This is a genomic window from Pseudomonas sp. T8, from assembly GCF_024610635.1.
GTDB lineage: Bacteria > Pseudomonadota > Gammaproteobacteria > Pseudomonadales > Pseudomonadaceae > Aquipseudomonas > Aquipseudomonas chlororaphis_I.
On the sequence record NZ_CP102374.1, the window covers coordinates 4135377 to 4161716 of the forward strand.

At 61.1% G+C, this 26340-nt stretch carries 15 protein-coding genes, 2 tRNA genes, 4 rRNA genes and 1 pseudogene; 11 read left to right on the forward strand and 11 right to left on the reverse strand.

From position 1 onward, the window contains the following. The first annotated feature begins 39 nt into the window (after positions 1–39). Positions 40–378 carry a hypothetical protein gene (locus NRG23_RS18480; protein WP_009046323.1) on the forward strand — a complete coding sequence of 113 codons (339 nt, stop codon included), beginning with the start codon at positions 40–42 and terminating at the stop codon, positions 376–378. A gap of 40 nt (positions 379–418) precedes the next feature. On the opposite strand, the gene lapD is transcribed toward NRG23_RS18480, so the two are convergent. Beyond that, entirely contained in the window at positions 419–2365 is a 1947-nt protein-coding gene (lapD, locus tag NRG23_RS18485; RefSeq protein ID WP_009046322.1) for a cyclic di-GMP receptor LapD, read from the reverse strand. A 14-nt stretch (positions 2366–2379) separates the two neighbouring features. Then, positions 2380–3069 carry a cysteine protease LapG gene (gene lapG / locus NRG23_RS18490; RefSeq protein ID WP_124298188.1) on the reverse strand — a complete coding sequence of 230 codons (690 nt, stop codon included), beginning with the start codon at positions 3067–3069 and terminating at the stop codon, positions 2380–2382. A gap of 278 nt (positions 3070–3347) precedes the next feature. Here lapG and NRG23_RS18495 point away from each other — a divergent pair, with 278 nt between their 5' ends. The 6 genes from NRG23_RS18495 (at position 3348) to NRG23_RS18520 (ending at position 11190) form a co-directional block, all read left to right on the forward strand. Further along, positions 3348–4040, forward strand: coding sequence for a GntR family transcriptional regulator (locus NRG23_RS18495; RefSeq protein ID WP_096375925.1), 693 nt, complete (start codon positions 3348–3350; stop codon positions 4038–4040). A 72-nt stretch (positions 4041–4112) separates the two neighbouring features. Further along, a complete protein-coding gene (locus NRG23_RS18500; RefSeq protein WP_257371591.1) occupies positions 4113–4868 on the forward strand; it encodes a thioesterase II family protein in 756 nt (251 codons plus the stop codon). A 687-nt stretch (positions 4869–5555) separates the two neighbouring features. Continuing rightward, positions 5556–6332: a DUF3050 domain-containing protein gene (locus NRG23_RS18505; protein ID WP_009046318.1), complete on the forward strand. Its 777-nt coding sequence runs from the start codon at positions 5556–5558 to the stop codon at positions 6330–6332. Next, the gene (locus NRG23_RS18510) at positions 6329–7258 is read left to right on the forward strand and encodes a diiron oxygenase (protein ID WP_009046317.1); all 930 of its coding nucleotides are present in this window, start codon (positions 6329–6331) and stop codon (positions 7256–7258) included. Before NRG23_RS18505 ends, NRG23_RS18510 begins: the two co-directional genes overlap by 4 nt. A 15-nt stretch (positions 7259–7273) precedes the next feature. Then, the gene (locus NRG23_RS18515) at positions 7274–10702 is read left to right on the forward strand and encodes a non-ribosomal peptide synthetase (protein ID WP_257371593.1); all 3429 of its coding nucleotides are present in this window, start codon (positions 7274–7276) and stop codon (positions 10700–10702) included. A gap of 23 nt (positions 10703–10725) precedes the next feature. Next, entirely contained in the window at positions 10726–11190 is a 465-nt protein-coding gene (locus NRG23_RS18520) for an SRPBCC family protein (protein ID WP_103331849.1), read from the forward strand. 155 nt (positions 11191–11345) lie between these two features. Here the strand turns inward: NRG23_RS18520 and NRG23_RS32875 are convergent, their stop codons facing one another. Continuing rightward, entirely contained in the window at positions 11346–12131 is a 786-nt protein-coding gene (locus NRG23_RS32875; RefSeq protein ID WP_370686837.1) for a methyl-accepting chemotaxis protein, read from the reverse strand. 117 nt (positions 12132–12248) lie between these two features. Beyond that, a pseudogene (locus tag NRG23_RS32880) lies at positions 12249–13226 on the reverse strand (cache domain-containing protein); the annotation flags it as partial. Between the two features lie 313 nt (positions 13227–13539). On the opposite strand from NRG23_RS32880, the gene NRG23_RS18530 reads away from it, so the two are divergent. The 4 genes from NRG23_RS18530 to NRG23_RS18545 all read left to right on the forward strand — a co-directional run bounded on the left by NRG23_RS18530 (position 13540) and on the right by NRG23_RS18545 (position 18895). Beyond that, entirely contained in the window at positions 13540–14040 is a 501-nt protein-coding gene (locus NRG23_RS18530) for a sigma-70 family RNA polymerase sigma factor (RefSeq protein ID WP_009046313.1), read from the forward strand. Between the two features lie 5 nt (positions 14041–14045). Beyond that, a complete protein-coding gene (locus NRG23_RS18535; RefSeq protein ID WP_257371599.1) occupies positions 14046–15056 on the forward strand; it encodes a FecR domain-containing protein in 1011 nt (336 codons plus the stop codon). A gap of 104 nt (positions 15057–15160) precedes the next feature. After that, positions 15161–17656, forward strand: coding sequence for a TonB-dependent siderophore receptor (locus NRG23_RS18540; RefSeq protein ID WP_110177037.1), 2496 nt, complete (start codon positions 15161–15163; stop codon positions 17654–17656). A 63-nt stretch (positions 17657–17719) separates the two neighbouring features. Then, entirely contained in the window at positions 17720–18895 is a 1176-nt protein-coding gene (locus NRG23_RS18545; RefSeq protein WP_198919579.1) for a PepSY domain-containing protein, read from the forward strand. 177 nt (positions 18896–19072) lie between these two features. Here NRG23_RS18545 and rrf (NRG23_RS18550) read toward each other — a convergent pair. The 7 genes from rrf (NRG23_RS18550) to NRG23_RS18580 all read right to left on the reverse strand — a co-directional run bounded on the left by rrf (NRG23_RS18550) (position 19073) and on the right by NRG23_RS18580 (position 26337). Beyond that, a 5S ribosomal RNA gene (rrf, locus tag NRG23_RS18550) occupies positions 19073–19188 on the reverse strand. 110 nt (positions 19189–19298) lie between these two features. Beyond that, positions 19299–19414, reverse strand: a 5S ribosomal RNA gene (rrf, locus tag NRG23_RS18555). A 147-nt stretch (positions 19415–19561) separates the two neighbouring features. Then, positions 19562–22453: ribosomal RNA gene (locus NRG23_RS18560) — 23S ribosomal RNA — on the reverse strand. Between the two features lie 239 nt (positions 22454–22692). Continuing rightward, positions 22693–22768: transfer RNA gene (locus NRG23_RS18565), tRNA-Ala, on the reverse strand. 26 nt (positions 22769–22794) lie between these two features. Then, positions 22795–22871 (reverse strand) — tRNA-Ile (locus NRG23_RS18570). 65 nt (positions 22872–22936) lie between these two features. Further along, a 16S ribosomal RNA gene (locus tag NRG23_RS18575) occupies positions 22937–24473 on the reverse strand. Together the 16S, 23S and 5S rRNA genes with 2 tRNA genes alongside form the textbook arrangement of a ribosomal RNA operon. 643 nt (positions 24474–25116) lie before the next feature. After that, positions 25117–26337: a CaiB/BaiF CoA-transferase family protein gene (locus tag NRG23_RS18580; protein WP_016703894.1), complete on the reverse strand. Its 1221-nt coding sequence runs from the start codon at positions 26335–26337 to the stop codon at positions 25117–25119. Between the last annotated feature and the right edge of the window lie 3 nt (positions 26338–26340).

The window sequence follows — 26340 nt, forward strand, 5'->3', positions numbered from 1 at the left end:
TGACAGCATGATGCCGGACCATATCTAGAGGGATTCCCCATGTTCTACGTGCAACGCGATGCACAGGGCCAGCTGGTTCGCGTGGAGGCCACGCCTTACGCCGAGGCCACGGAAACACTGCCGGCCGACCACAGTGAGATCCAGCAGTGGTTCGCCAACGAGGTGGTGGAAGTCAGCCTGAAACAACTCAAGCAGAGCGACCTGGAAATGATCCGGGTACTCGACGACTTGATTCAGGTGCTGACCAGCAAGGGTGTGATCCGCGTTACCGACCTGCCACCGGCGGCCCAGGCCAAGCTGATGGACCGGACCCAGGCGCGTGAAGCGCTGGGCGGCCTGAGCCATCTGATCAACGACGACGAAACCGGCCTGATCTGATCCGTCGCCGGCGGCTGGCCGGCGCTCTTCGTGCAGCGCCTCAGCGCCAGGGCGCGGGCTCGCCGAACAGGCGGCCCTGGACACCGTACAGGCCCATCTCGCGAATCACCTGCAATTCCCCTTCGGTTTCCACGCGCTCGGCAATCAGCGGCAGGTCGATGCTGTGGGCGGCGCGCTGGATGGCTTCGATAAACAGGCGCTTGTCGCTTTCCCGGTCGATGTCGCGGATGTAGCTGCCGTCGATCTTCAGGTAGGCCAGGCCCAGGCGCGCCAGGTTGCCGATCATGCTGAAGCGCCCGCCGAAACGCTGCAGGCTCAGGGAGAAGCCCAGCTCGCGCAGGCGCCGGGTCAGCTGTTCCAGCAGCGCCTGTTCAGGCAACTGCTCTTCGCCGATCTCCAGGGTCAGGCGCGGCCCCAGGCTGGAGTGCTGGCGCAGGATCTCGAACACCTTGTTCAAGGCCTGCGGATCGGCCAGGGTCGCGGCCGACAGGTTCAGCGCCAGCGAGTCCTGATGCGCGGTCATTTGCTTGAGTACCTGTTCGAGCATCAGCAGGTCCAGGCGCGAGGTCCAGCCAAAACGCTCCAGCCACGGCAGGAAGCGCCCGGCGGCGATGGTCTGGCCCTGCTCGTCGAGCAAGCGCGACAGCACCTTGTAGTGCAGCACCAGCGCGGTATCGCGGGTCGCGACCACCGGCTGGAAGTACAGCTCGAACCGCTGCTGGCTCAAGGCCCCGTCCAGCAGGGTGTGCCAGGCGTGATGGTCGTCGCCGACGCTGGCCGCCGCGCCATGCTCCAGGCAGGCCCAGCTCGTATCGCCCTGGGCTTCGGCCTGGGCCAGGGCCTGGTCGCCCAGGCTCAGCACCGCCTGCGGCGAGTCGCCATGAACGAAGGGCGCCAGGCCGATGGAGGCCACGGACGCCACATCGGTGGCGCCAGTGGCATGCAGGCTGGCCAAGGCATTTTCCAGATTCTGCGCCAGCTGCAGGGCCTCTTCGCGCACCAGCCCCGGCGCCAGCACGGCAAATTCGCCGCCGCGGATGCGGGTCACCAGGTTGTGGGTTTCCGGGTAGCGCGCGCACTCACGCTGCAATTGTTCGCCCACCGCCTGCAACAGCTGGTCGGTGCGCTGCCCGCCCAGGCGCTGGTTCAGGCCGGCCAGGTCCTTGACCCGCAGCAACAGCAGGTAGCCGGAACTGGCCTGCTCCGGGTTGCTCACCCGGGCGTTGAGCTGCATCTCGAAATAACGACGGTTGGCCAGGCCGGTCAGGTTGTCCTGGTAGGACTCGACCCGCAGCTTTTCGCTGCGCTCGGCCTGCTCCTGGAACAACGCCTTGAGCTTCTCGACCATCTGGTTCATCGCCTGCACCACGCGGCGCAGTTCTGGCGTACGCGGCAGCTCGGGCAGGCTGAGGAATTCGCGGCGGGCAATGGCGTGGGATTGCTGCACCATGTAATCCAGTGGCTTGAGCTGGCGCCGCAGCAGCAAGGCCCCCAGCACCGCGCTCACGGCCCCGCACAGCAGCAGCCAGCCGAGACTGCCCAGGGCGCTTTGCCAGAGCTTGGCGACGGCGAACATCGGGTGGCTGACCACCTCGACCCGCGCCGCCTGTTGCCAGCCACGGCTGACCAGAGCGTCGCCGCCGGCCGGCTCCAGGCCGATCAGCTTGACGAACCAGTCCGGCACGTTGCTGACCTCGGGTGTGCCGCTGCGCTCGACCATGACCTCTTCGGTGACCTGGTTGACCACGCGGATGCTCGAGTAATAGCCGCTGTCGAAAATCGAGCTGACCAGCAGCTCGACCATCGCCGGGTCGTCGATGTTCGGGGTCAGGGACAAGGCCAGCGCCGTGGCCGCGTCCTGGGCATGGGAGCGCAGCTGGTTGACGTACTGGGTGCGCGAACTTTCCAGGCTGACCATGAAGCTGCCGCTGAAGGCGACCACCAGGAACAGACAGATTGCGATCAACAGTTGTTTGAACAAAGACATCTGAGCTCGTGCTCCTAGTGAGTCGTCTCGACCGGAAAACCTTCGGCCTGCATTTTCTTCAACACGTCCTGCCACCGGGACAGACGCTTGGTGTCACCGACTTTCTTGCTGCCCTTGCCGGGCAGCCACAGGCCCTCGGCATTGAAGGAGTACACCGGCAGCAGGTCGGTACGCTGGCTGGCCGGCTGGATGGCGTCGATCAGGCTGTCGAGGACCAACGGCATGGCTTCCGGGGTTGAATAGTAGGTCAACACCATGTGCGCGCGATTCTGGCGCAAGGCCTTGACGTAGGTGATGCGCAGCTTGTCACTGGAAACGCCGAGGTGACGCAGGCTGAAATACTTGGCGATCGCATAGTCCTCGCAATCGCCGGCGCCCTTCCACAGGGCCTCGACCGGGGTTTCCCAATAATCCACCTGATGCCACAGGTCGATATCTTCCACGTAGCGCATGTTCTTGTTGAAGAACAGGTTGACCACCCTGAGCTGCTCCATCTCGCTGGCCTGGTTCTGGGTCGCCAGCAACTGCTGCCAGGCGTCGATGCGCTTCTGCCCTTCGCCCAGCGGCCCGTACAGCGCCGTGGCGCGGCGGCTGATCTGGGAAAAGTCCCAATCGGCCTGCAGGCCGCCCAGCAGCAAGCCGGCCAGCAGCAGCGCCGAAAACAGCCAGCGCAGGGTCCGAGAAAGAGCTAAACGTGCCGCCAATGCGAAGAGTCCATGGGAGCTGTCGTGGGTCGAAGGATGGTGCAGGCTGGTCCGCCAAAAGACAATGGCACCTTACAATCACAGCCCCTCTGGAGACGCTAAGCTGAAAGCAGGCACCTGTTCGTTTATCGGCCAGTGCTTGAGCGGCAGGAGGGCTGCCCCGAGAATCAGCGCCGGCAAAATTCATGACAGGGCTCAGGCGGCTGGTTTGACAAGCTGCAGGGCGCTATCTAGCGTCCATTGGATCCAAATCCCATAGAAAACAGGATAGCGTTAACGTGACAGAAAAACCGAGACCCTTGAGCAAGATCGCAGTCAGCGGGCCGATCCCCGCCCACCTCGCGCGCTCGGTGATCGAGGAAACCCTGCGCGCGGCGATTCTCGACGGCCGCCTGCCCAGCGGCACGGCGCTGCGCCAGCAGGACCTGGCCGACCTCTTCGGCGTCAGCCGCATGCCGGTGCGCGAGGCCTTGCGCCAACTCGAAGCGCAATCGCTGTTGCACGTGGTGCCGCACAAAGGCGCGGTGGTCGCCGAGCTGATCGGCTATGACGCGGTGGAAACCTACGGCCTGCGCCTGCTGCTGGAGCTGGAGGCGCTGCGCCTGTCGATCCCGCTGCTCGACGCCGAGGACATCGCCCAGGCCCGCAGCTACATCGCGCAGCTGGAAAGCGAGACCGACCACGCCGAAATCGGCCGGCTCAATCGCCTGTTCCACATGACGCTGTACCACCGGGCGCCGAACCAGAAGCTGCTGCGCCTGATCGAGCTCGAATTGAACGAGGAAGAACGCTTCCTGCGCTTCCACCTGTCCTCCATGGGCCTGGGCAAGTTGACCCAGGACGACCACAATGCCATGACCGACGCCGCCGAGGCCAAGGACGTCGAGCGGGCGGTGGAGGTGCTGCGCGGCCATCTGGAAAAGGCCGCGAAGACCATTCGCGACTACCTCGAACGGTCCGCCGAAAGCTGACAGCGGTAACGGCGGCATGACGCGGCCCCCCTGCAACACTCAATGACCGGCACACCGGCTTAAGGAAAAGCAGTGCACGCGCGCAATGACAAATGGCTGATGGTGCTCAACTCCGGCGAGCCGGCGAAAACCCGGCTGATCTGCTTTCCGCAGACCGGCGCGGATCCGGAACAGCTGCGCAACTGGTCCACGGGGCTGGCCGGGCACATCGAGCTGGTGCTGGTGCGGCTGCCCGGCCACGGCAGCCGCCAGGCCGAAACCCCGCTCGACGACTGGCCGCGGCTGCTGGCCGATACCTTCTCCGCCCTGCGCCCACTGCTGGCCAAGCCCCACGCCCTGTTCGGCCATGGCCTGGGCGGAATGCTGGCCTACGAAACCGCCAAGTACGCCCAGGCGCACTACCCCGGCCAGACCCGCCACCTGTTCATTTCCGCCTGCCGCAGCCCCGATTACCCATCGCCCCGGCCGTTGCTGCACGTGCTGCCCACGGCGCCCTTCCAGGAAGCCATGCTGTCGCTGGGCGCCGCGCCGATCGAAATGCCCCGCGACCAGGCCAGCCGGAACCAGTACGAGACGCTGCTGCGCGCCGACCTGAAGCTGTTCGAATCCTGGCGCGATCTGTCGAGCGGCAACCTCGACATTCCCCTCACCGCCTTCTATGGCAGCGAGGACCCGCTGGCCCCCGCCAGCAACATGGCCAACTGGCGAGAGTTCACCCACCGTGAGTTCGAGCTGATCGAGGTGGCCGGCAATCACTTCTTCATCAAGTCCCAGCGCCAGCGTCTGCTGCAGATCATCAACATCCACCTGGGCCTGCTCGGCGAATAATCCGCCGTCTTCCTCCGCTCCTGCCCTCACTGGCCCGCCGACGATGGCTCAGCCGTCGATTTGGGCCCACTCTTGCTGTCGCCGACTGAAAAAGGGACGTGAGCGGCACGCAGGCTTGTCCGCACACGTCGATCTGCAGACCCACGCAAGGAGCCCAGCGACTGGAGGGCATGACCGGGATCGGCTCCCGCATGCCTTCTCCCAGATATTCAACGACTTCAATTCAGCGCTTCGAAGTTTGCTTCGAGTGAGGCATTCACTCAGCGTTAAAAATTCTGACTTATATAAGCCGGAAGGGGCAACTTCATCTCAACAAAACTTGAACAAGAAGTTTTGCAGCAACTTGTCGCGCGATAAAAATACACGTTAGAAAAGTATTATAAAAACAACTTGCCCGATACTTTCCCCTGTATTAGTTTTTTCTCCGTCGAGGTTTAAACAACGTCGACACACTCGGTTATGAACACCTGGCAAGCCTTGGTTTTATTGGCTCTTGAAAACCTATAAAGCCAAGGCAGCGGCTCTTTAACGGATAGGCCGGCCAGCACTATAGAACTTTCCAGATTATCAACTCAGGTTTGAGGCCCCTGCTCGCCCGCAACAAATAAGCACTGATTAAAACACCTATACGAGCCGCAACTAATCGGCCAACAAAACACACGTGAACATCTCAGACAGGTAGCCTAAATGAACGCCAGCAAAGAACTTCTCGACGCCAGGAAAGCCACACTCGGCGCCCATCCCATTTTTACCGAAATCAACACACTTGCCGTTCTTCAACGCTTTATGCAGACCCATGTTTTTGCCGTATGGGACTTCATGTCGCTGACCAAGCGCCTGCAACAGGAACTGACCTGCGTACGTCTGCCCTGGCTACCACCGCAGGACCCCCGCGCCGCGCGGCTGATCAACGAGATCGTGCTCGGCGAAGAGTCCGACGATCGTCCCGGGCAAGGCCATTACAGCCATTTCGAGCTGTACCTGGATGCCATGCGCGAGGTCGGCGCCGCCACCCGGGTGGTGGAACGCTTCGTCGCGCTGCAGCAGGAAGGCGTGAGTTTCGACACCGCCCTGCAAAGCGTCGACGCCGATCCGGCCGCCAGCGCCTTTGTCCGCCAGACCGTGCACACCGCCGTGCAGGCGCCGGCCCATTGCGTGGCGGCGGCCTTTCTCCATGGCCGGGAAAGCGTCATCCCGCAGATGTTCCAGCGCATCCTCGACGACTGGGGCATCGGTATCGAGCAGGCGCCGACCTTTCGCTACTACCTGCAACGCCATATCGAGGTCGATTCCGACGACCACGGCCCGGCCGCGGAACAGCTGCTAGAGCGGCTGGTGGCTGGCGACCCGCAACGCCAGCAGGAGGTGTACGCCGCGGCCATCGCCGCGGTGGACAGCCGCATCGCCCTGTGGGACGGGCTGCGCCTGAGCATGGCCGAATCGCCGATCGGGGTGAGCGCATGAACGCCCTCGACTACCAGTCCTTCGCCGACACCTGGGAAGAGCGCGCGACCATCCGTACCCGCCCGCGGCGCATGCTCGAGGACGACGACAAGCTGATCTACCCCCTGAGCCGCCAGCCGCTGGTGCACAGCCAGGGCTTCCTCGAGCACTGCGCCCACCTGCGGGATTTCGTGCTGGTGCAAAGCCTCTACAAATTCATCAACGACGTGGTGATCTTCGAGACTGAGCTGGTGGACAAGACCGCCCGCAATATCGCCAAGAATCGCTTCGCCATCGCCTTTCCCTTCGCCTGTCGCTACGACGCCATGACCGTGGTGGTGGACGAGGACTACCACGCACTGGTGGCGATGGACTTCATGCAGCAGACCATCGCCATGAGCGGCATCGAACCCATCGAGCTGCCCCGGGAAATCGAACTCAGCCGGGCCATCCCCGCGGCCCTGCAGCGGGCACCCGAACACCTGCGCGACGCGGTGGAATTGATCTGCGTGGCCATCGCCGAGAACACCGTGACCAACGATGTCGCCGCTTTCGCCAAGGACGACACGGTCAAGCCGTCGATCAAGGGCCTGATGGCCGACCACCTGCTAGACGAAGGCCGGCACTCGGGGTTCTGGTCGCGCCTGGTGCGCATCTATTGGCACGGCGCCAGCGACGCCGACCGCGCGGAGATCGCCCGGGTGTTGCCGGTGTTCATCGCCCAGTACCTGACCAATGACATCCAGAAGGACTTCGACGTGCGGCTGATCGAGCAACTGCCCGTCGCCGCCCCGATCAAGCAGGCGCTGCGCGAGGAGGCAGCCGCCCTGGCCTACCCGATCAACCGCCATCACCCCCTGATCGCCAACATCCTGCGCTTCTTCCGCAGCAGTTCGATGCTGGATTCGGCCTGCGTCCAGGACGCACTGGCCGACTACCTGCCCTAACGGAGGGACCCGAGCATGAGACGCCTCGACATTGTATTGACGGGCCGCAGTCAGGCCCTGAACGAACTGGCCATGGAGCTGGAGCGCCACGGCCATCTGCTGCGGCGGCTGGACTCGCCGCAAGCGATCGCCAACGCCGAAGGGCTGCGGCCCCATCTGCTGATCGACGATGGCAGCCTGGGTGCTTCACCCATCCTCGCGGCGGACACCGCGCGCCTGGAACTGCGCATCGCCCTGATCGCCCAAGCGGCTTGCGGGCTGCCACAGGTGCGCCTGTTCCACCGCCACGGCGCCCGGCTGATCGAGCAGGCGACCCTGCCGCCGGAAGCCAGCGGCAATGGCCAGGCCCTGCGCAGCGGTGCTATTGCCAGGCTGGTGGCCAGCACCGCGCGGCTGGTCAGCGGCTTTTCCCGTGGCGCCGCGTTTTTCCACCAGCTCGCCACCCTGGATGAGCCCAGCGAACCGCTGCTGGGCCTGGAGCGCCTGGACTCGCTGGCCTTCGAGCACCGGCACAACCAACAGCCGGCACCGGCCTTGCTGCGGGAGATGCAGGTGCCGATCGCCCAGCGCATCGACCAGAGCCTGCTGGCCTTCGCCCAGCGCCCGGCCTTGAACATCCAGGGCATCGACTACAGCTACCAGACCCTGCACCGCCTGAGCCGCCACCTGCAGCGGCAGATGCTCCGACACCTGCCCGCCAACCCTGGCCAACCGCCGGTGATCGGCCTGTGCCTGCCCAAGTCGGCAGAGCTGTATGCCGCCATTCTCGCCACCCTCGGCTGTGGCGCGGTGTACCTGCCGCTGGACCCGGAGCATCCGGCGCAACGGCGGCGCTACATTCTCGACAACGCCGGCGCGGTCCTGCTGCTGCACGATGGCTGCGAAGACCTGGGCGACCTCGACCTGGCGCAACTCGATGTACGCACCCTGCTGCATGACGATGCCGAGGACGCTCTCCCGCTGCTACGCCAGGCACCACCGCCAGAGGCGCCCTGCGTGGCGATCTACACCTCGGGCACCACCGGCCAGCCCAAGGGCGTATTGCTCAGCCAGGGCAATCTCAGCCACTTCTGCGCCTGGTACATCGGCCATGTCGAGCTGGAGCAAAACAGTCGGGTGCTGCAGTTCTCCACCATCAACTTCGACGCCTCGCTGCTGGATATCCTGCCCACCTTCCTCTGTGGCGCGCTGTTGGTGGTCCCCGATCAGGACCAGCGGCGCGACCCACAGCAACTGCTGGCCCTGCTCCAGCGCCAGCGGGTCAGCCATACCTTCCTGCCGCCCGCGCTGCTGAGCATCCTGCCCCTGGAGCAGCCGCTGGGCCTGGAGCATCTGGTGACCGGCGGCGACGTCTGCGAACCCTTCGTCATCCAGCGCCTGGCCGGCCAGTGCGCACTGCACAACATCTACGGCCCGACGGAAACCACGGTGCTGGCCACCACCCGCCGCCTGCGGGTCGGCGACAACCCGCGCAACCTCGGCCTGCCCATCGCCAACAGCCAGGTGCTGATCCTCGACGAACAGCTGCAACCAGTGCCCGAGCGCACCCCCGGCGAGCTGTACCTGGCCGGGCCGGGGGTCGGCCTCGGCTACCTGAACAACCCGGTGCTGAGTGCCGAACGCTACCTGGCCCTGGACCTGCCGGACGGGCGCCGACTGCGGGTCTATCGCACCGGGGATATCGGCCAGTGGACCGACAGCGGCGTCGAGATCTGCGGGCGGCGGGACAATCAGGTGAAGATCCGCGGGTTCCGGGTCGAGCCGGAAGAGATCGAACACTGCCTGCGCGACGGCCAGCTGTTTCGCCAGGTGGCGGTGGTGATCGACGAGCAGCGGCGGATCCTCGCCTACCTGGCCCAGCCAAATGCCGACGACGCGCTGCAAACCCTGCGCGAACAGGTACGCCAGCGCTTGCCGGACTACATGCGGCCCAGCGCCTACATCGAACTGCCGAGCATGCCCTACACCGCCAACGGCAAGGTCGACCGCCGCGCCCTGCTGGCCCTGCCGCGTACCCCAGGCCGCAACCGCCAGCGACGCCTGCCGCAAAACGCCAACGAACAGCGCCTGCTGGAGCTGTGGGCCGAGCTGCTGGAGCTGCCGGCCGAGGACATCGGCACCGACGACAGCTTCTTCAACCTCGGCGGCCACTCGATCCTGCTGTCGCGCCTGCTGCTGGCGGTTCGCGAACAGTTCGGCCGCGGCCTGTCGATCAACCGCTTTATCGAGGCGCCGACCCTGAGCAACCTGGCGACCCTGATCGACGGCGCCGACGACAGCCCGGACGCGGCCCTCGACCAGGTGTTCGCCGATGCCCATGCCGAACTCGACCTGCAAGTGCTGCCCATCAGCCAGCTGGGCGACGTGCACAAGGTGCTGGTCACCGGCGCCAACAGTTTTCTCGGCGTGCACATAGTCGAGGCGCTGCTGGAATGGGGCGCCAGCGAGGTGGCGTGCCTGGTGCGGGAAACGCCCACGCAATCGGCCGCCGAACGGTTCGCCCAGGCCCTGCGCGACAACCGCCTGGAGCATCTGGACCTGAGCCGGGTGCGGGTGCATGCCGCCGACATCAGCCAGCCACGGCTGGGGCTGACGGCAGAGGTGTACGAGCGCATCGACCGCGAGTACGGCGCGCTGGTGCACAACGCCGCCAACGTCAATCACGTGCTGGATTACCCGGCGCTGGCGCGCGACAACGTCGAGCCGTTGTTCGAGTGCCTGCGCCTGTGCGAAGGGCGCAGCAAGAAGGTCTTCAACTTCGTCTCGACCCTGTCCGCCTCCAGCAGCATCGACGCCCAGGGCCGGGTGCTGGAACAGCCGCCCGCGACCACCCCGCCGATCTACATCCGCAACGGCTACAACCTGTCCAAGTGGGTCGGCGAGCGGATCCTGCAACGGGCTCGCGAACAGGGGGTGTGGGTCAATCTCTATCGCCCGGGCAACATCAGTTTCAACAGCCAGAGCGGGGTCTGCCAGCCCCACCGGAACCGCCTGATGCTGATGCTCAAGGGCTCGCTGCAACTGGGCCAGGTGCCGCAGCTGGCGATGAACTTCGACCTGATGCCGGTGGACTTCCTCGCCCGCTTCATCGCCTTCCACGCCAGCCGTTATCAGCCGGCCCACGCGGTGTTCAACCTGCACAACCCGCAGCCCCTGAGCTGGGAGGCCTATGTCGCCTCGTTCCGCGAAGCCGGGCGTGAATTCCGCATGGTCAGCGTCGCCGACTGGCAGCGCCAGCTGGGCCGGATCGACCGCGACAACGCGCTGTTCGGCGTCCTCGGCTTCTACCTCAATGGCTTCGAGGAAGACATCGGCGACATCTCGCTGATCGGCCACGCCAACGCCGAGGCCGGGGTGCGGCGCATGGGCGCCGACTACCCGGCCAAGGACCCGGCGCTGCTGCGCAAGGGCTGCCAGTACCTGAAAGACATCCGCTTTATCTGAACCCACCCACGCTGGAGAACAGCATGAAAAACCTGCAACCCGACACCCTGATCAAGAACCCGAATGCCTGTGAGGTTCTGTCCTCCGTGGACATCGGCGCCGATGCCCGAAGCGTCTGGGCCATCGTCGGCAACTTCGCCGGCTTCCCGGCCTTCATTCCCGCGCTGTCGCACATCGAGATGACCGGCGAGGGCGTGCGCTCGGTGCGCAAGAAGTTCTTCCACGACGGCAACATCGTCATCGAACAACTCAACTCACGGGACGACCAGGCGCTGTACATGACCTGGAGCCTGATCTACGACACCCTGGGCATCGGCAACCTGTGGGCGGCCATGAGCGTCGAGGCCCTGCCCGGCGAACGGGCGCGCGCCACCTGGCGCATCGTCGCCGACCCGGCCGAAGGCGGTGCCGAGGTCGCGGCCTTCCAGAAGTTCCTGCAGGGGTTTGCCGATGAGGCAATGGGGAATGTGCGGAGGATGTTCAAGTAAGGCGCTGAAACGCCTGCGCGGGTGCGGGCGCTATCGCGAGCAAGCTCGCTCCTACAGAGGGATCGTGGCTTTCTGTAGGAGCGAGCTTGCTCGCGAAAAAACCAAACGCGATGCGGTCAGGTAGACCGCATCGCGTTTTTTATGTCGCTCGCCGATCAGATCTTGAAGCTATCCACCAGTTGCTTCAGGCGGTTGGCCTGCAGCGACAGGGCGTCGCAATCCTTCAGGGTTTCGTTGAGGTTGGCCACGCCCTGCTGGTTCAGCAGGTTGATCTGGCTGATGTCGACGTTGAGGGTTTCCACCACAGCGGTCTGCTCTTCGGTGGCGGCGGCCACCGACTGGTTCATGCCGTCGATCTCAGTGATGCGCTGGGTCACGCTGACCAGCCGCGCACCGGCCTGGTTGGCCACTTCAACGCTCTCTTCGCTGGACGCCTGGCTGGCGTTCATGGTCGATACCGCTTCGCGGGAGCCGATCTGCAGCGAGGTGATCATCTTGTGGATCTCCTCGGCCGATTCCTGGGTGCGATGAGCCAGGTTGCGGACCTCGTCGGCCACCACCGCGAAACCGCGACCGGCTTCACCGGCGCGCGCCGCTTCGATGGCTGCGTTGAGCGCCAGCAGGTTGGTCTGCTGGGAGATGCCTTTGATCACATCGAGGATGTGGCCGATGTTGTCGGTGCTGGCGTTCAGGGTTTCGATCTGGGTGCAGGACAGGCTGATCTTCTGCGACAGCTCGGTCATGGCCAGGATGGTTTGCTCCACCACCTGGCGGCCATCGTCGGCCTGCTCGCTGGCGCCGCTGGCGTGCTGCGAGGCATCGGCGGCGTTGCGGGCGATTTCCTGGGTGGCGGCGCCCAGCTGGTTGATTGCCGCGGCCACGCTGTTGGTGCGCGCGCTTTGTTCGTCGGAGCCGATGATCGAGGCGTTGGACGACGCCATCACGCGCTGGGACAGGTCGTGCACCTGGCGGGTGGCCGAGGACACTTCGGAAATCGATGCGTGAATACGCTCCACGAACTGGTTGAACGAACCGCCCAGTACGCCGAATTCGTCCTTGCTCTCCACCACCAGGCGACGGGTCAGGTCGCCCTCGCCCTGGGCGATGTCCTGCATCGCACGGCCCATGGTGGTCAGCGGACGCATCAGCACCTGGATCAGCAGGCTGAGCAGCACGGCAATCGCGGCCACGGCGATGAACATCGCCAGCAGCGCCGAGGTGCGGAACTTGCTCAGCGGGGCGAAAGCCTTGTCACGGTCGATGGACAGGCCGATATACCACTCGGCATTCGGCAGACCGGTCACCGGGGTGAACGACAGGATGCGTTCCTGGCCTTTGAGCTGCACCTCCTGGGTGCCCTTCTGGATGTGTACGTTGTCGCCCGGGTAGATATCCTTGAGGTTCTTCATCACCTGGTCTTTGTCCGGGCTGACGATCACCTGCCCGTCCGCGCTGACCAGGAAGGCATGGCCCAGGCCGCCGAAGTCCACCGAGTTGATGATCTTCACCAGGGTTTCCAGGCTCAGGTCGCCCCCCACCACGCCCAGCAGCTGGCCGTCCTTTTTCACCGGCATGGCGATGGTCACCACCAGACCGCCAACGGCCGCCATGTAGGGCGGGGTCAGCATGGTCTTGTCGGCCGCCACGGCCTGCTTGTACCAGGGACGCTGACGCGGGTCGTAGCCGTCGGGCATCTTCGCGTCAGGCCGCTGGGTGAACACACCGTTGGCCTGGCCCACGTAGGTGAACTGGAAGTTCGTGGTGAACGCCGGCTGGTCCACCAGCCCCGGGAAGTCAGCGTTGGCGCCCTGGTGGGCGACGTTCTGCGAGAGGTTCTCGAGCACCAGGATGCGTCCGCTCATCCAGTTCTGGACGCTGCTGGAAGTGAGGTCACCCGCCTGCTGGATCGACGATTCGAGGTTCTGGCGAATGGTGTTTCGCTGCAGATAGTCGTTGTACAAAGTGAACAACGCGAATGCCAGAACCACTACACCGGAGGCGGCCAAAAGGATTTTATGGCTGAACTTGAGATTCATGTCATGGGACTTCTTATGCCGAAAGTGGGGATGCGTACGGGATGCAACTTTCCATGTAACAGCGCAGGCGGCGTTCTACGACCGCTCTACTTTGGTGCACGCATGGGTCTCACTGTCTGTCGGCACGAGTCGGATAAATCTTAGCGATTTGTCAGAAATGTACGTGTTATCTGCAAAAAACCCGCTGAACGGCAGGCTAGAGCGGTCGCATCAGACTTTTCCATAGCCGGGCGCCCTGCGGCTGTTGCAAAATCCGAAACCCTTGATGACAATGCGACTAATTATCATTTGTGACACCCAGGCAGTCGCATCCATGTCATCACCTGAGTTCGCGGTACAGGCGCTTTACAGCCATCACCATGGCTGGCTCAACACATGGTTGCGCAGCCGGCTGGGCAATGCCGCCGATGCGGCCGACCTGGCGCAGGACACCTTCGTGCGCCTGTTGCAGCGCACCGAACGCCTCGAACTCAAGGCCCCGCGCGCTTTCCTGCGGACCATCGCCCGCGGCCTGGTGATCGACCACTGGCGCCGCGAGGAAATCGAACGCGCCTACCTGGAAACCATCGCCCATCTGCCAGAAGCCGAAGCCCCCAGCGAGGAAGCCCGTGCCCTGGTACTGGAGCTGCTGGAAAGCATTGCGCGCATGCTCGAAGGCCTGAAGCCGAAGGTGCGCAAGGCGTTCCTGCTGGCCCAGTGCGAAGGCCTGAGCCACAAGCAGATCGCCGAACAGATGGGGTTGTCCCTGCGTTCGGTGGAGCGTTACGTGGCCGACGCGCTGTTCCACTGCTACCTGCTGCGCTATGAGGCGTGAGGGCTGTGGATAACCCTTCGATCAATCTGCGCCGGCCCGTGGACCCCAGGCACCTGGTGGTCAAGCAGGCCATCAACTGGATGCTGCGCCTGCGCAACAACGCCGGTAATCCCCGGCTGCTGCAGCAATGCGATACCTGGCGCGCAGCCCATCACGAACATGAGCTGGCCTGGCAACGGGTGCAATCGCTGCAACAGGAACTGCACAGCAACCTGCGGACCGTACCCGGAGCCCAGGTGGCCTTCGATACCCTGGAAAACAGCGCCCAGCGCCTCGGCCGGCGCCAGGCCCTGAAGCTGCTCGGCGGCGTCATGCTGGTGGGCTGCGCCGCGTGGCTGGGCAAGGAGCAACTGGCCTGGCAGCAATGGAGCGCCGACTTCGCCACCGCCACCGGCGAACGCCGCGGCTTCCAGTTGCCGGACGGCTCGCGCCTGGAGCTCAACACCGACAGCGCCGCCGACATGGACTTCAATGCCCAGCAGCGGCTGATCCGGCTCAGCCGTGGGGAAATCATGCTGACTTGCGGGCCAGCCCCGCAGGCGAGCCCTTCCAGGCCGCTGCTGGTACGGACTCGCCATGGCCTGTTCGAAGGGTTCGACGCCAGTTTCGTGGTGCGCATGGAAGGCGGCTGCACGCGCCTGAGCGTCACCGCCGGCAGCGTCGCCATTCACTCGCCACACACCGCCGATGGCATCTCGGCCCGGGTACAGGCCGGGCAAAGCTATCTGGTCAGCGCGTCCCAGGCACTGCCGGTGCCGCCGCTGGACATGGACGTGGGCGCCTGGGCCGATGGCCTGATCGTCACCCGCAACATGCGGCTGGCGGACTTCATCCACGAGGTCGGGCGTTATCGCCACGGTTACCTGGGCTGTGCCGACGAGATCGGCGACCTGCGCCTGTCCGGCGTGTTCCGCCTGGAGGACACCGACAAACTGCTGGCGATCCTCCCGCAAACCCTGCCCGTGCGCCTGCGTTATCGCACCCGCTGGTGGGTCACCCTGGAGCGCCTGGCCTGAGGCGCTGCAACTCGTTGGAATTTTTTTTGGCGGCTTTTTCCCGTGAGTCCGGCTTAGACAGTAAGCACTTCCATCTGCCTTCAGCGACTCAACGGAACCCTTCCATGATTGTGCACTTGCACCACTTCTCTTCTGCACGGCCCGCCCTCGGCCTGCGCCATGCCGTGCGCGTGGCCCTGCTTTCCTCGGCGCTGGGCGTCGCCGCCCTGCCTGGCCTGGCCCAGGCGGTCGAGACGGGCGCGGCCAGCCTCAGCCACAGCTACAACATTCCTGGCGGCACCCTGAGCGACGTACTCAACCGCTTCGCCCGCGAGGCCGGCATCACCCTGTCGATGACCCCGGCGCAGCTCCAGGGCCGTCAGTCCGCCGGCCTGAAGGGCGAGTACTCCACCGACCAGGCCCTGGGCCAGTTGCTCAACGGCTCCGGCCTGGAAGCGCTGAGCCAGGACGGCAGCCGCTATGTGCTGCGGGCCTTGCCCGAGACCGGCGCCCTGGCGCTGCCGACCACCGACATCAAGGGTTTCGCCCTGGGCAATGCCTTGGGCAGCATGGAAGGCTACAACGCCACCCACAGCCAGATCGCCACCAAGACCAGTACCGCGCTGCTGGAAACCTCGCAAAGCGTGTCGGTGGTGACCCGCGAGCAAATGGACGACCAGGGCTCGCAAACCGTTTCCCAGACCATGCGTTACACCCCCGGCGTGCTGACCAACCCCTACGGCGCGACCCACAGGTACGACTACGTGGCCATGCGCGGCTTCAACGACGGCTCGGTGGACAACATCTACCTCGACGGCCTCAAGTCCATGGGCGACAGCGGCACCTACAGCACCATGCAGGTCGACCCGTACTTCCTGGAGCGGGTGGACATCCTCAAAGGACCTTCATCGGTGCTGTATGGCCGCAGTTCCCCCGGCGGCCTGGTGGCGCTGACCAGCAAGAAACCGCTGTTCGAGCCCTACCATCAGATCCAGGCCACGGTCGGCACCCAGGGCCAGCGCGGCATGGGCTTCGACTTCAGCGGCCCGGTGGACGACGACAAGCGCATCGCCTATCGCCTGACCGGGCTGGCGGACCGCTCCGACACCCAGTTCGACCACAACAAGGAAAAACGCTACGCCCTGGCACCGACCCTGAGCATCGACTTCACCGATGACACCTCGCTGACCCTGCAGGCGTACCTGCAACACGATCCGGATGGCGGCTACCACAGCGGCATGCCGGCCGACGGCGCGCTGCACCAGCGCAACGGCCAGCGGATTTCCGAGAATTTCTTCGAAGGCGAACCGGGCATCGATCGTTATGAGCGCGATCAGCAGTCGTTCGGTTATCAGTTCGAACATCGCTTCAACGATGTCTTCACCGCGCGGCAGAACTTCCGCTACCTCGACTCCAAGGTGAAGCTGGACCAGGTCTACGGCTACGGCTGGACCACCCCGACCAGCAACGAGCTGAACCGCTACTACACCGGTGGCGACGAGAAGCTGCATGCGTTCATCGTCGACAATATGCTGCAGGCCGAATTTCTCACTGGCGCGACCAAGCACACGGTGCTGATGGGCGCGGATTACCAACGGCGCAAGACGGTGGTGGACTGGACCAGCGGCTCGGTGGCGCCGATCAATGCGTTCGATCCGGTCTATGGCAACTCGGCCATCACTTACTACGACCCGCTCAGCTATCTGCGTCGCCTCGAGCAGACCGGCGTCTACCTGCAAGACCTGATCGAGATGGACCAGTGGCGCTTCTCCCTGGGCCTGCGCCAGGACTGGGTGGAGACTTCGGACGAGAACCGCCTGGCCGAAGCCTCGCGCCCGGTGGGCACCGAGATCAATGACAAGCGCACCAAGCTGACGGGCCGCGCCGGGGCGCTGTACCTGTTCGATAACGGGCTGGCGCCTTATATCAGCTACTCCGAGTCCTTCAATCCCAACTCCTACGCGGACAGCGCCGGCAACCCGCTGGCGCCTACCGATGGCACCCAATGGGAACTGGGCCTGAAGTACCAGCCACCGGGCACGGATGACCTGTACACCGCGTCCCTGTTCCGCATCGACCAGGAAAACCTGGCCACCAAGCTGCCCCAGGAAAACTTCTATCGCGCGGTCGGCGCCGTGCGCTCCCAGGGCCTGGAACTGGAAGCGCACATGCAGTTGAACGACAACCTCAAGCTGCTCGGCAGCTACACCTTCACCGATATCGAGTACTCGAAGTCGATGATCAGCACCCTGAGCACCGCCACCGATATCATCGAAAACAAGGGTAACTCGCCGACCCAGGCGCCGCGGCACATGGCTTCGCTGTGGGCTGACTACAAGTTCGACAGCGGGTCGCTCGACGGCCTGCGCCTGGGTGGCGGTGTGCGGTATGTGGGCTACAGCTGGGCGGATGCGGAGAACACCATGAAGGTGCCGTCCTACACGTTGTTCGATGCCTCCATCGGCTACGACCTGGGCAAGGTCGGCCTGAAGGGCGTGGATGTCCGGCTCAATGCCAACAACCTGACCAACGAATCCTACATCGCTTCCTGTGCCAGCCTGAGCTTCTGCTACATGGGCGAGGAGCGGAACGTCGCCGCCACGGTCAGCTACCAGTTCTAATTATTTGTCGTTCCCCCGAAGCCAGCGCACGCGCTGGCTTTGTCGTCTCTATGGGAAAATTCCATGCGCGCAATTCTGGTTCTACTGCATCGTTATATCGGCCTGGCCACCGCGGTGTTTCTGCTGCTGGCGGGGCTGACCGGCAGCCTGCTGGCCTTCAATCACGAGCTGGACGAGTGGCTTAACCCGGGGTTCTACGAGGCCCCTGCGGAGGGTCAGGCACTGCCGCCTGGAACCCTGATCGACCAGGTGCAGGCGCAGCATCCACGCTTGCAGGTCTGGTACATGGAGTACCCCAACGAGCCCGGGCATACCGCGCTGCTCGCCGCAGTACCGCGTAACGATCCGGCCACAGACAAACCGTTCAACGAACCCAACCAGGTGTTCTATCTGGACCCGGTCAGTGGCGAGCAGACCGGCAAGCGGTTCTGGGGTGCCTGCTGTTTTCAACGGGAGAACCTCATCCCCTTCATTCTCGAGTTCCACTACAACCTGACGCTGCCGGGTAATTGGGGACTGGTGTTGATGGGGCTGGTGGCGATCTTCTGGGTCGTCGATTGCTTCATTGCCCTGTTCCTCACCCTGCCCCGTGGCCGGCCGTTCTGGAAGAAGTGGTCGACCGCCTGGAAGATCAAGGGCGGGCACGCCTATCGTCTCAACATGGATCTGCATCGGGCGGGCGGGTTATGGCTGTGGTTACTGCTGCTGCCGATCGCCATCAGCAGCGTGGCGATGAACCTGCCGAGCCAGGTGTTCAAGCCGGTGGTATCCCTGCTCTCGCCGATCGAACCGAGCGTCTATGAAGCCCGTGGGCGTATGCCCAGCGATCAGTTGGGAGTCACCCGACTCACCTATCAACAGGCTTATGAACGGGCCCAGGAAGAAGGCAAACGGCTGGGCCTGACGGCGGCGATCGGCGAGCTGTATTACAGCTTCGAATACAACTTTTATGGCGCCGGTTTCGGCCAGCACGATACCGAGGCCCATGGTAAGTCGTGGCTGTTCTTTCATGGCACGGATGGCCGCCTGCTGGGGCAGGAGATCGCCGGGCAAGGCACCTTGGGCGAACGCTTCTATCGGCTGCAACTGCCGATCCATGGTGGCCGGATCATCGGTTTTACCGGGCAGGTGCTGATTGCGGTGTTGGGGTTGGTGATTGCGGTGTTGTCCGTCACCGGGATCTATATCTGGTGGCGTAAATGGCTGGCTCGCAGAAGCAGCAAGATGCGTCAGCGGTGAAGTGAGAGGCGCTTCACTCTGTTCTAATGTTCTGGAGTGGAGGTTGGGAGCCGGTGGGGGATTCAGGTCCCCCGCTGGGAAGCCTGGAGGCCTGACTCAGGTGTAAGCCCAGAGGCTTTCAGGCGTACAAAAACAAAACCCCTGTCTGCGTCAGCAGACAGGGGTTTCGGAATTCAATCTTGACGATGACCTACTCTCACATGGGGAAACCCCACACTACCATCGGCGATGCATCGTTTCACTGCTGAGTTCGGGATGGGATCAGGTGGTTCCAATGCTCTATGGTCGTCAAGAAATTCTGTGGCCGGACCGTTGGCTCAAGGGCCGAACGTGCCAGCAAAATCGGGAACTTCTACAAAAACAAAACCCCAACTGCTTTCGCAATTGGGGTTTCGGAATTTAATCTTGACGATGACCTACTCTCACATGGGGAAACCCCACACTACCATCGGCGATGCATCGTTTCACTTCTGAGTTCGGGATGGGATCAGGTGGTTCCAATGCTCTATGGTCGTCAAGAAATTCGGTGTGCCGAGTCGTCTTTCGACGCTTCAGCAAATTGGGTATGTAATAGCTTTGTGGTGCTTTTGTGAGTAGTGCAAACTTTCGGTTCGTTTCGTCTTCACACACCGCAACTCGCTCTTAAGCAAATTGCTTGGGTGTTATATGGTCAAGCCTCACGGGCAATTAGTATTGGTTAGCTCAACGCCTCACAGCGCTTACACACCCAACCTATCAACGTCGTAGTCTTCGACGGCCCTTCAGGGAACTCAAGGTTCCAGTGAGATCTCATCTTGAGGCAAGTTTCCCGCTTAGATGCTTTCAGCGGTTATCTTTTCCGAACATAGCTACCCGGCAATGCCACTGGCGTGACAACCGGAACACCAGAGGTTCGTCCACTCCGGTCCTCTCGTACTAGGAGCAGCCCCTCTCAAATCTCAAACGTCCACGGCAGATAGGGACCGAACTGTCTCACGACGTTCTAAACCCAGCTCGCGTACCACTTTAAATGGCGAACAGCCATACCCTTGGGACCGGCTTCAGCCCCAGGATGTGATGAGCCGACATCGAGGTGCCAAACACCGCCGTCGATATGAACTCTTGGGCGGTATCAGCCTGTTATCCCCGGAGTACCTTTTATCCGTTGAGCGATGGCCCTTCCATACAGAACCACCGGATCACTAAGACCTACTTTCGTACCTGCTCGACGTGTCTGTCTCGCAGTCAAGCGCGCTTTTGCCTTTATACTCTACGACCGATTTCCGACCGGTCTGAGCGCACCTTCGTACTCCTCCGTTACTCTTTAGGAGGAGACCGCCCCAGTCAAACTACCCACCATACACTGTCCTCGATCCGGATAACGGACCTGAGTTAGAACCTCAAAGTTGCCAGGGTGGTATTTCAAGGATGGCTCCACGCGAACTGGCGTCCACGCTTCAAAGCCTCCCACCTATCCTACACAAGCAAATTCAAAGTCCAGTGCAAAGCTATAGTAAAGGTTCACGGGGTCTTTCCGTCTAGCCGCGGATACACTGCATCTTCACAGCGATTTCAATTTCACTGAGTCTCGGGTGGAGACAGCGCCGCCATCGTTACGCCATTCGTGCAGGTCGGAACTTACCCGACAAGGAATTTCGCTACCTTAGGACCGTTATAGTTACGGCCGCCGTTTACCGGGGCTTCGATCAAGAGCTTCGCGTTAGCTAACCCCATCAATTAACCTTCCGGCACCGGGCAGGCGTCACACCCTATACGTCCACTTTCGTGTTTGCAGAGTGCTGTGTTTTTAATAAACAGTCGCAGCGGCCTGGTATCTTCGACCGGCATGGGCTTACGGAGCAAGTCCTTCACCCTCACCGGCGCACCTTCTCCCGAAGTTACGGTGCCATTTTGCCTAGTTCCTTCACCCGAGTTCTCTCAAGCGCCTTGGTATTCTCTACCCAACCACCTGTGTCGGTTTGGGGTACGGTTCCTAGTTATCTGAAGCTTAGAAGCTTTTCTTGGAAGCATGGCATCAACCACTTCGTCACCTAAAAGGTAACTCGTCATCAGCTCTCGGCCTTAGAACCCCGGATTTACCTAAGATTCCAGCCTACCACCTTAAACTTGGACAACCAACGCCAAGCTGGCCTAGCCTTCTCCGTCCCTCCATCGCAATAACTAGAAGTACAGGAATATTAACCTGTTTTCCATCGACTACGCTTTTCAGCCTCGCCTTAGGGACCGACTAACCCTGCGTCGATTAACGTTGCGCAGGAAACCTTGGTCTTTCGGCGTGGGTGTTTTTCACACCCATTGTCGTTACTCATGTCAGCATTCGCACTTCTGATACCTCCAGCAAGCTTCTCAACTCACCTTCACAGGCTTACAGAACGCTCCTCTACCGCATCACTTACGTGATACCCGTAGCTTCGGTGTATGGTTTGAGCCCCGTTACATCTTCCGCGCAGGCCGACTCGACTAGTGAGCTATTACGCTTTCTTTAAAGGGTGGCTGCTTCTAAGCCAACCTCCTAGCTGTCTAAGCCTTCCCACATCGTTTCCCACTTAACCATAACTTTGGGACCTTAGCTGACGGTCTGGGTTGTTTCCCTTTTCACGACGGACGTTAGCACCCGCCGTGTGTCTCCCATGCTCGGCACTTGTAGGTATTCGGAGTTTGCATCGGTTTGGTAAGTCGGGATGACCCCCTAGCCGAAACAGTGCTCTACCCCCTACAGTGATACATGAGGCGCTACCTAAATAGCTTTCGAGGAGAACCAGCTATCTCCGAGCTTGATTAGCCTTTCACTCCGATCCACAGGTCATCCGCTAACTTTTCAACGGTAGTCGGTTCGGTCCTCCAGTCAGTGTTACCTAACCTTCAACCTGCCCATGGATAGATCGCCCGGTTTCGGGTCTATACCCAGCGACTAAACGCCCTATTAAGACTCGCTTTCGCTACGCCTCCCCTATTCGGTTAAGCTCGCCACTGAATATAAGTCGCTGACCCATTATACAAAAGGTACGCAGTCACAGAACAAAGTCTGCTCCCACTGCTTGTACGCATACGGTTTCAGGATCTATTTCACTCCCCTCTCCGGGGTTCTTTTCGCCTTTCCCTCACGGTACTAGTTCACTATCGGTCAGTCAGTAGTATTTAGCCTTGGAGGATGGTCCCCCCATATTCAGACAAAGTTTCTCGTGCTCCGTCCTACTCGATTTCATGACTAAGAGACTTTCGCGTACAGGGCTATCACCCACTATGGCCGCACTTTCCAGAGCGTTCCGCTAATCTCAAAGCCACTTAAGGGCTAGTCCCCGTTCGCTCGCCACTACTAAGGGAATCTCGGTTGATTTCTTTTCCTCAGGGTACTTAGATGTTTCAGTTCCCCTGGTTCGCCTCTTGCACCTATGTATTCAGTACAAGATAACCATCTTATGATGGCTGGGTTCCCCCATTCAGACATCTCCGGATCAAAGTCTGTTTGCCGACTCCCCGAAGCTTTTCGCAGGCTACCACGTCTTTCATCGCCTCTGACTGCCAAGGCATCCACCGTATGCGCTTCTTCACTTGACCATATAACCCCAAGCAATCTGGTTATACTGTGAAGACGACATTCGCCGAAAATTCGCGATTAAACTCACAAATTTTACCTTAGCCTGAATAAACACCAGTGAAAGTGCTATCCAGTCTATCTTTCTATCACATACCCAAATTTTTAAAGAACGATTCTGATAAAGATCAGAAATCAACATTCATCGCCAATCAGCGGAATGCTCATTTCTAAGCTTTAAACGATGGACACCAATCTGTAATGGTGGAGCCAAGCGGGATCGAACCGCTGACCTCCTGCGTGCAAGGCAGGCGCTCTCCCAGCTGAGCTATGGCCCCGTATCGCTACAGGGTGCACCAGTAATTGGTGGGTCTGGGCAGATTCGAACTGCCGACCTCACCCTTATCAGGGGTGCGCTCTAACCAACTGAGCTACAGACCCAATCGTCTTCTTCAATGAATCAAGCAATTCGTGTGGGAGCTTATGAAGCAGCTGATGTCGTCGATTAAGGAGGTGATCCAGCCGCAGGTTCCCCTACGGCTACCTTGTTACGACTTCACCCCAGTCATGAATCACACCGTGGTAACCGTCCTCCCGAAGGTTAGACTAGCTACTTCTGGTGCAACCCACTCCCATGGTGTGACGGGCGGTGTGTACAAGGCCCGGGAACGTATTCACCGCGACATTCTGATTCGCGATTACTAGCGATTCCGACTTCACGCAGTCGAGTTGCAGACTGCGATCCGGACTACGATCGGTTTTATGGGATTAGCTCCACCTCGCGGCTTGGCAACCCTCTGTACCGACCATTGTAGCACGTGTGTAGCCCAGGCCGTAAGGGCCATGATGACTTGACGTCATCCCCACCTTCCTCCGGTTTGTCACCGGCAGTCTCCTTAGAGTGCCCACCATTACGTGCTGGTAACTAAGGACAAGGGTTGCGCTCGTTACGGGACTTAACCCAACATCTCACGACACGAGCTGACGACAGCCATGCAGCACCTGTCTCAATGTTCCCGAAGGCACCAATCCATCTCTGGAAAGTTCATTGGATGTCAAGGCCTGGTAAGGTTCTTCGCGTTGCTTCGAATTAAACCACATGCTCCACCGCTTGTGCGGGCCCCCGTCAATTCATTTGAGTTTTAACCTTGCGGCCGTACTCCCCAGGCGGTCAACTTAATGCGTTAGCTGCGCCACTAAGAGCTCAAGGCTCCCAACGGCTAGTTGACATCGTTTACGGCGTGGACTACCAGGGTATCTAATCCTGTTTGCTCCCCACGCTTTCGCACCTCAGTGTCAGTATCAGTCCAGGTGGTCGCCTTCGCCACTGGTGTTCCTTCCTATATCTACGCATTTCACCGCTACACAGGAAATTCCACCACCCTCTACCATACTCTAGCTCGCCAGTTTTGGATGCAGTTCCCAGGTTGAGCCCGGGGATTTCACATCCAACTTAACGAACCACCTACGCGCGCTTTACGCCCAGTAATTCCGATTAACGCTTGCACCCTCTGTATTACCGCGGCTGCTGGCACAGAGTTAGCCGGTGCTTATTCTGTCGGTAACGTCAAAATACTCACGTATTAGGTAAGTACCCTTCCTCCCAACTTAAAGTGCTTTACAATCCGAAGACCTTCTTCACACACGCGGCATGGCTGGATCAGGCTTTCGCCCATTGTCCAATATTCCCCACTGCTGCCTCCCGTAGGAGTCTGGACCGTGTCTCAGTTCCAGTGTGACTGATCATCCTCTCAGACCAGTTACGGATCGTCGCCTTGGTGAGCCATTACCTCACCAACTAGCTAATCCGACCTAGGCTCATCTGATAGCGCAAGGCCCGAAGGTCCCCTGCTTTCTCCCGTAGGACGTATGCGGTATTAGCGTCCGTTTCCGAACGTTATCCCCCACTACCAGGCAGATTCCTAGGCATTACTCACCCGTCCGCCGCTCTCAAGAGAAGCAAGCTTCTCTCTACCGCTCGACTTGCATGTGTTAGGCCTGCCGCCAGCGTTCAATCTGAGCCATGATCAAACTCTTCAGTTCAAACATCTTTGGGTTTTGAGAAAACCCTAAACTTGGCTCAGCAATCGTTGGTTACATCTTTGATTTCTCGCAGAGTAACTTGTGATGCTGATAATCTTTCTGACTATCAGTCTGACTCCACAAGCACCCACACGAATTGCTTGATTCAGTTGTTAAAGAGCGGTTGGTTAAGTCTTTCGTCTCAACCGAGGCGCGCATTCTACAGCAGCCTCCGTATCTGTCAAGCGGTTATTTTAAGAAGTTTTCAAAGTTTCCTTTGCAACTTCAACCACTTGCGCTTCCGATCTCTCGTCAGCGGGAGGCGAATTCTACAGCGTTACACGCTGCTGTCAACACCTCTTTTTCTCCGCTTTCGACCGAGAAGATCGAACCGTCAATCCGGCGAAAACACACTGCCGAACCGACTCCTTCGGGCTTCGATGAACTGAAGCGTAACCGCTGTCGAAAACCGCGTAACTCATTGAATCTCAAGGAGTTTTCCGTTTCGACTGCGCCGGAAGTGGGGCGAATTATAGACTTCCAGAATCTGCCGTCAACCCCTAATTTGCTTTTACTATGAATAAACTTGAAAACACCCCAAAAGGGGTGTTTTCAAGCCTCATATATAGAAGGGATCAGATGCTCTCTATATAGAAGAGCACATTCACAGCACGCCCGAGGCTCGCAAGGCATCCACGGACTCAAGCTCAAGCCCCAACACCCGCTGCAGAACCTGGGCGGTATGCTCTCCTAATAAAGGAGGAGCATGACGGTACTCGACCGGCGTTTCGGAGAGACGGATCGGACTCGCCACCTGAGGCACCAGCCCGGCCAACGCATGGGGCAGCTCGATCGCCAACCCGCGCGCCTTGACCTGCGGATCCTCGAACATCTGCGCCAGGTCGTTGATAGGGCCGCAAGGCACTCCTGCCTGCTCCAACTGGGTGACCCACTCAGCAGTGGTCTTGAACACCGTGGCCTGACGAATCAGCGGGATCAACACCGCCCGATTGGCAACCCGCAGCTTATTAGTCGCAAAACGCGGATCGTCCGCCCACTGCGGCTGGCCCGCCACCTCGGCAAACTTGCGGAACTGCCCGTCATTCCCCACGGTAAGGATGAAATCACCATCCGCCGTAGGAAAGTCCTGATAAGGCACGATATTCGGGTGAGCATTACCCAGGCGCTTGGGAGCGACTCCAGTGGTCAGGTAATTCATCGCCTGGTTGGCCAGACACGCAACCTGCACATCCAGCAGCGCCATATCGATGTGCTGCCCACCACCGCTGTGCTGCCGATGCGCCAGCGCGGCAAGAATCGCCACAGTCGAATACAGCCCCGTCAGGATATCCGTCAACGCCACGCCAACCTTCACCGGCCCGGCACCTTCATCGCCCTCGGGACGCCCGGTCAGGCTCATCAGCCCGCCCAGCCCCTGGATCATGAAGTCGTAGCCGGCACGCTTGGCATAAGGCCCGGTCTGGCCGAAGCCGGTAATGGAGCAATAGATCAGGTCAGGGTTGAGCGCCTTCAGCGACTGGTAGTCCAACCCATAGGCCGCCAAACCGCCAACCTTGAAGTTCTCGATCAGAATGTCGGACTTGGCCGCCAGTTCGCGCACCAGGCGCTGACCCTCCGGCCGAGTGAAGTCGATGGTCACCGACTGCTTGTTACGGTTGGCCGACAGGTAATAGGCAGCCTCCGTGGTGTTCTCGCCATAAGCGTCCTTGAGGAAAGGCGGCCCCCAGGCGCGGGTATCGTCACCATTGCCCGGACGCTCGACCTTGATTACCTCGGCCCCCAGGTCCGCCAGGATCTGACCGGCCCAAGGCCCGGCCAGCACTCGCGACAAGTCCAGCACCCGCAAATGAGATAACGCGCCCATGGT

Bases quoted from the DNA above. Each gene is read 5' to 3' on its own strand.
- NRG23_RS18580 (WP_016703894.1), bottom strand. From the start codon at position 26,337: ATGGGCGCGTTATCTCATTTGCGGGTGCTGGACTTGTCGCGAGTGCTG.
- NRG23_RS18545 (WP_198919579.1), top strand. From the start codon at position 17,720: ATGCGCGCAATTCTGGTTCTACTGCATCGTTATATCGGCCTGGCCACC.
- NRG23_RS18530 (WP_009046313.1), top strand. From the start codon at position 13,540: ATGTCATCACCTGAGTTCGCGGTACAGGCGCTTTACAGCCATCACCAT.
- NRG23_RS18510 (WP_009046317.1), top strand. From the start codon at position 6,329: ATGAACGCCCTCGACTACCAGTCCTTCGCCGACACCTGGGAAGAGCGC.
- NRG23_RS18520 (WP_103331849.1), top strand. From the start codon at position 10,726: ATGAAAAACCTGCAACCCGACACCCTGATCAAGAACCCGAATGCCTGT.
- NRG23_RS32875 (WP_370686837.1), bottom strand. From the start codon at position 12,131: ATGGCGTCGTCCAACGCCTCGATCATCGGCTCCGACGAACAAAGCGCG.
- NRG23_RS18540 (WP_110177037.1), top strand. From the start codon at position 15,161: ATGATTGTGCACTTGCACCACTTCTCTTCTGCACGGCCCGCCCTCGGC.
- NRG23_RS18515 (WP_257371593.1), top strand. From the start codon at position 7,274: ATGAGACGCCTCGACATTGTATTGACGGGCCGCAGTCAGGCCCTGAAC.
- NRG23_RS18480 (WP_009046323.1), top strand. From the start codon at position 40: ATGTTCTACGTGCAACGCGATGCACAGGGCCAGCTGGTTCGCGTGGAG.
- NRG23_RS18505 (WP_009046318.1), top strand. From the start codon at position 5,556: ATGAACGCCAGCAAAGAACTTCTCGACGCCAGGAAAGCCACACTCGGC.
- lapD (WP_009046322.1), bottom strand. From the start codon at position 2,365: ATGTCTTTGTTCAAACAACTGTTGATCGCAATCTGTCTGTTCCTGGTG.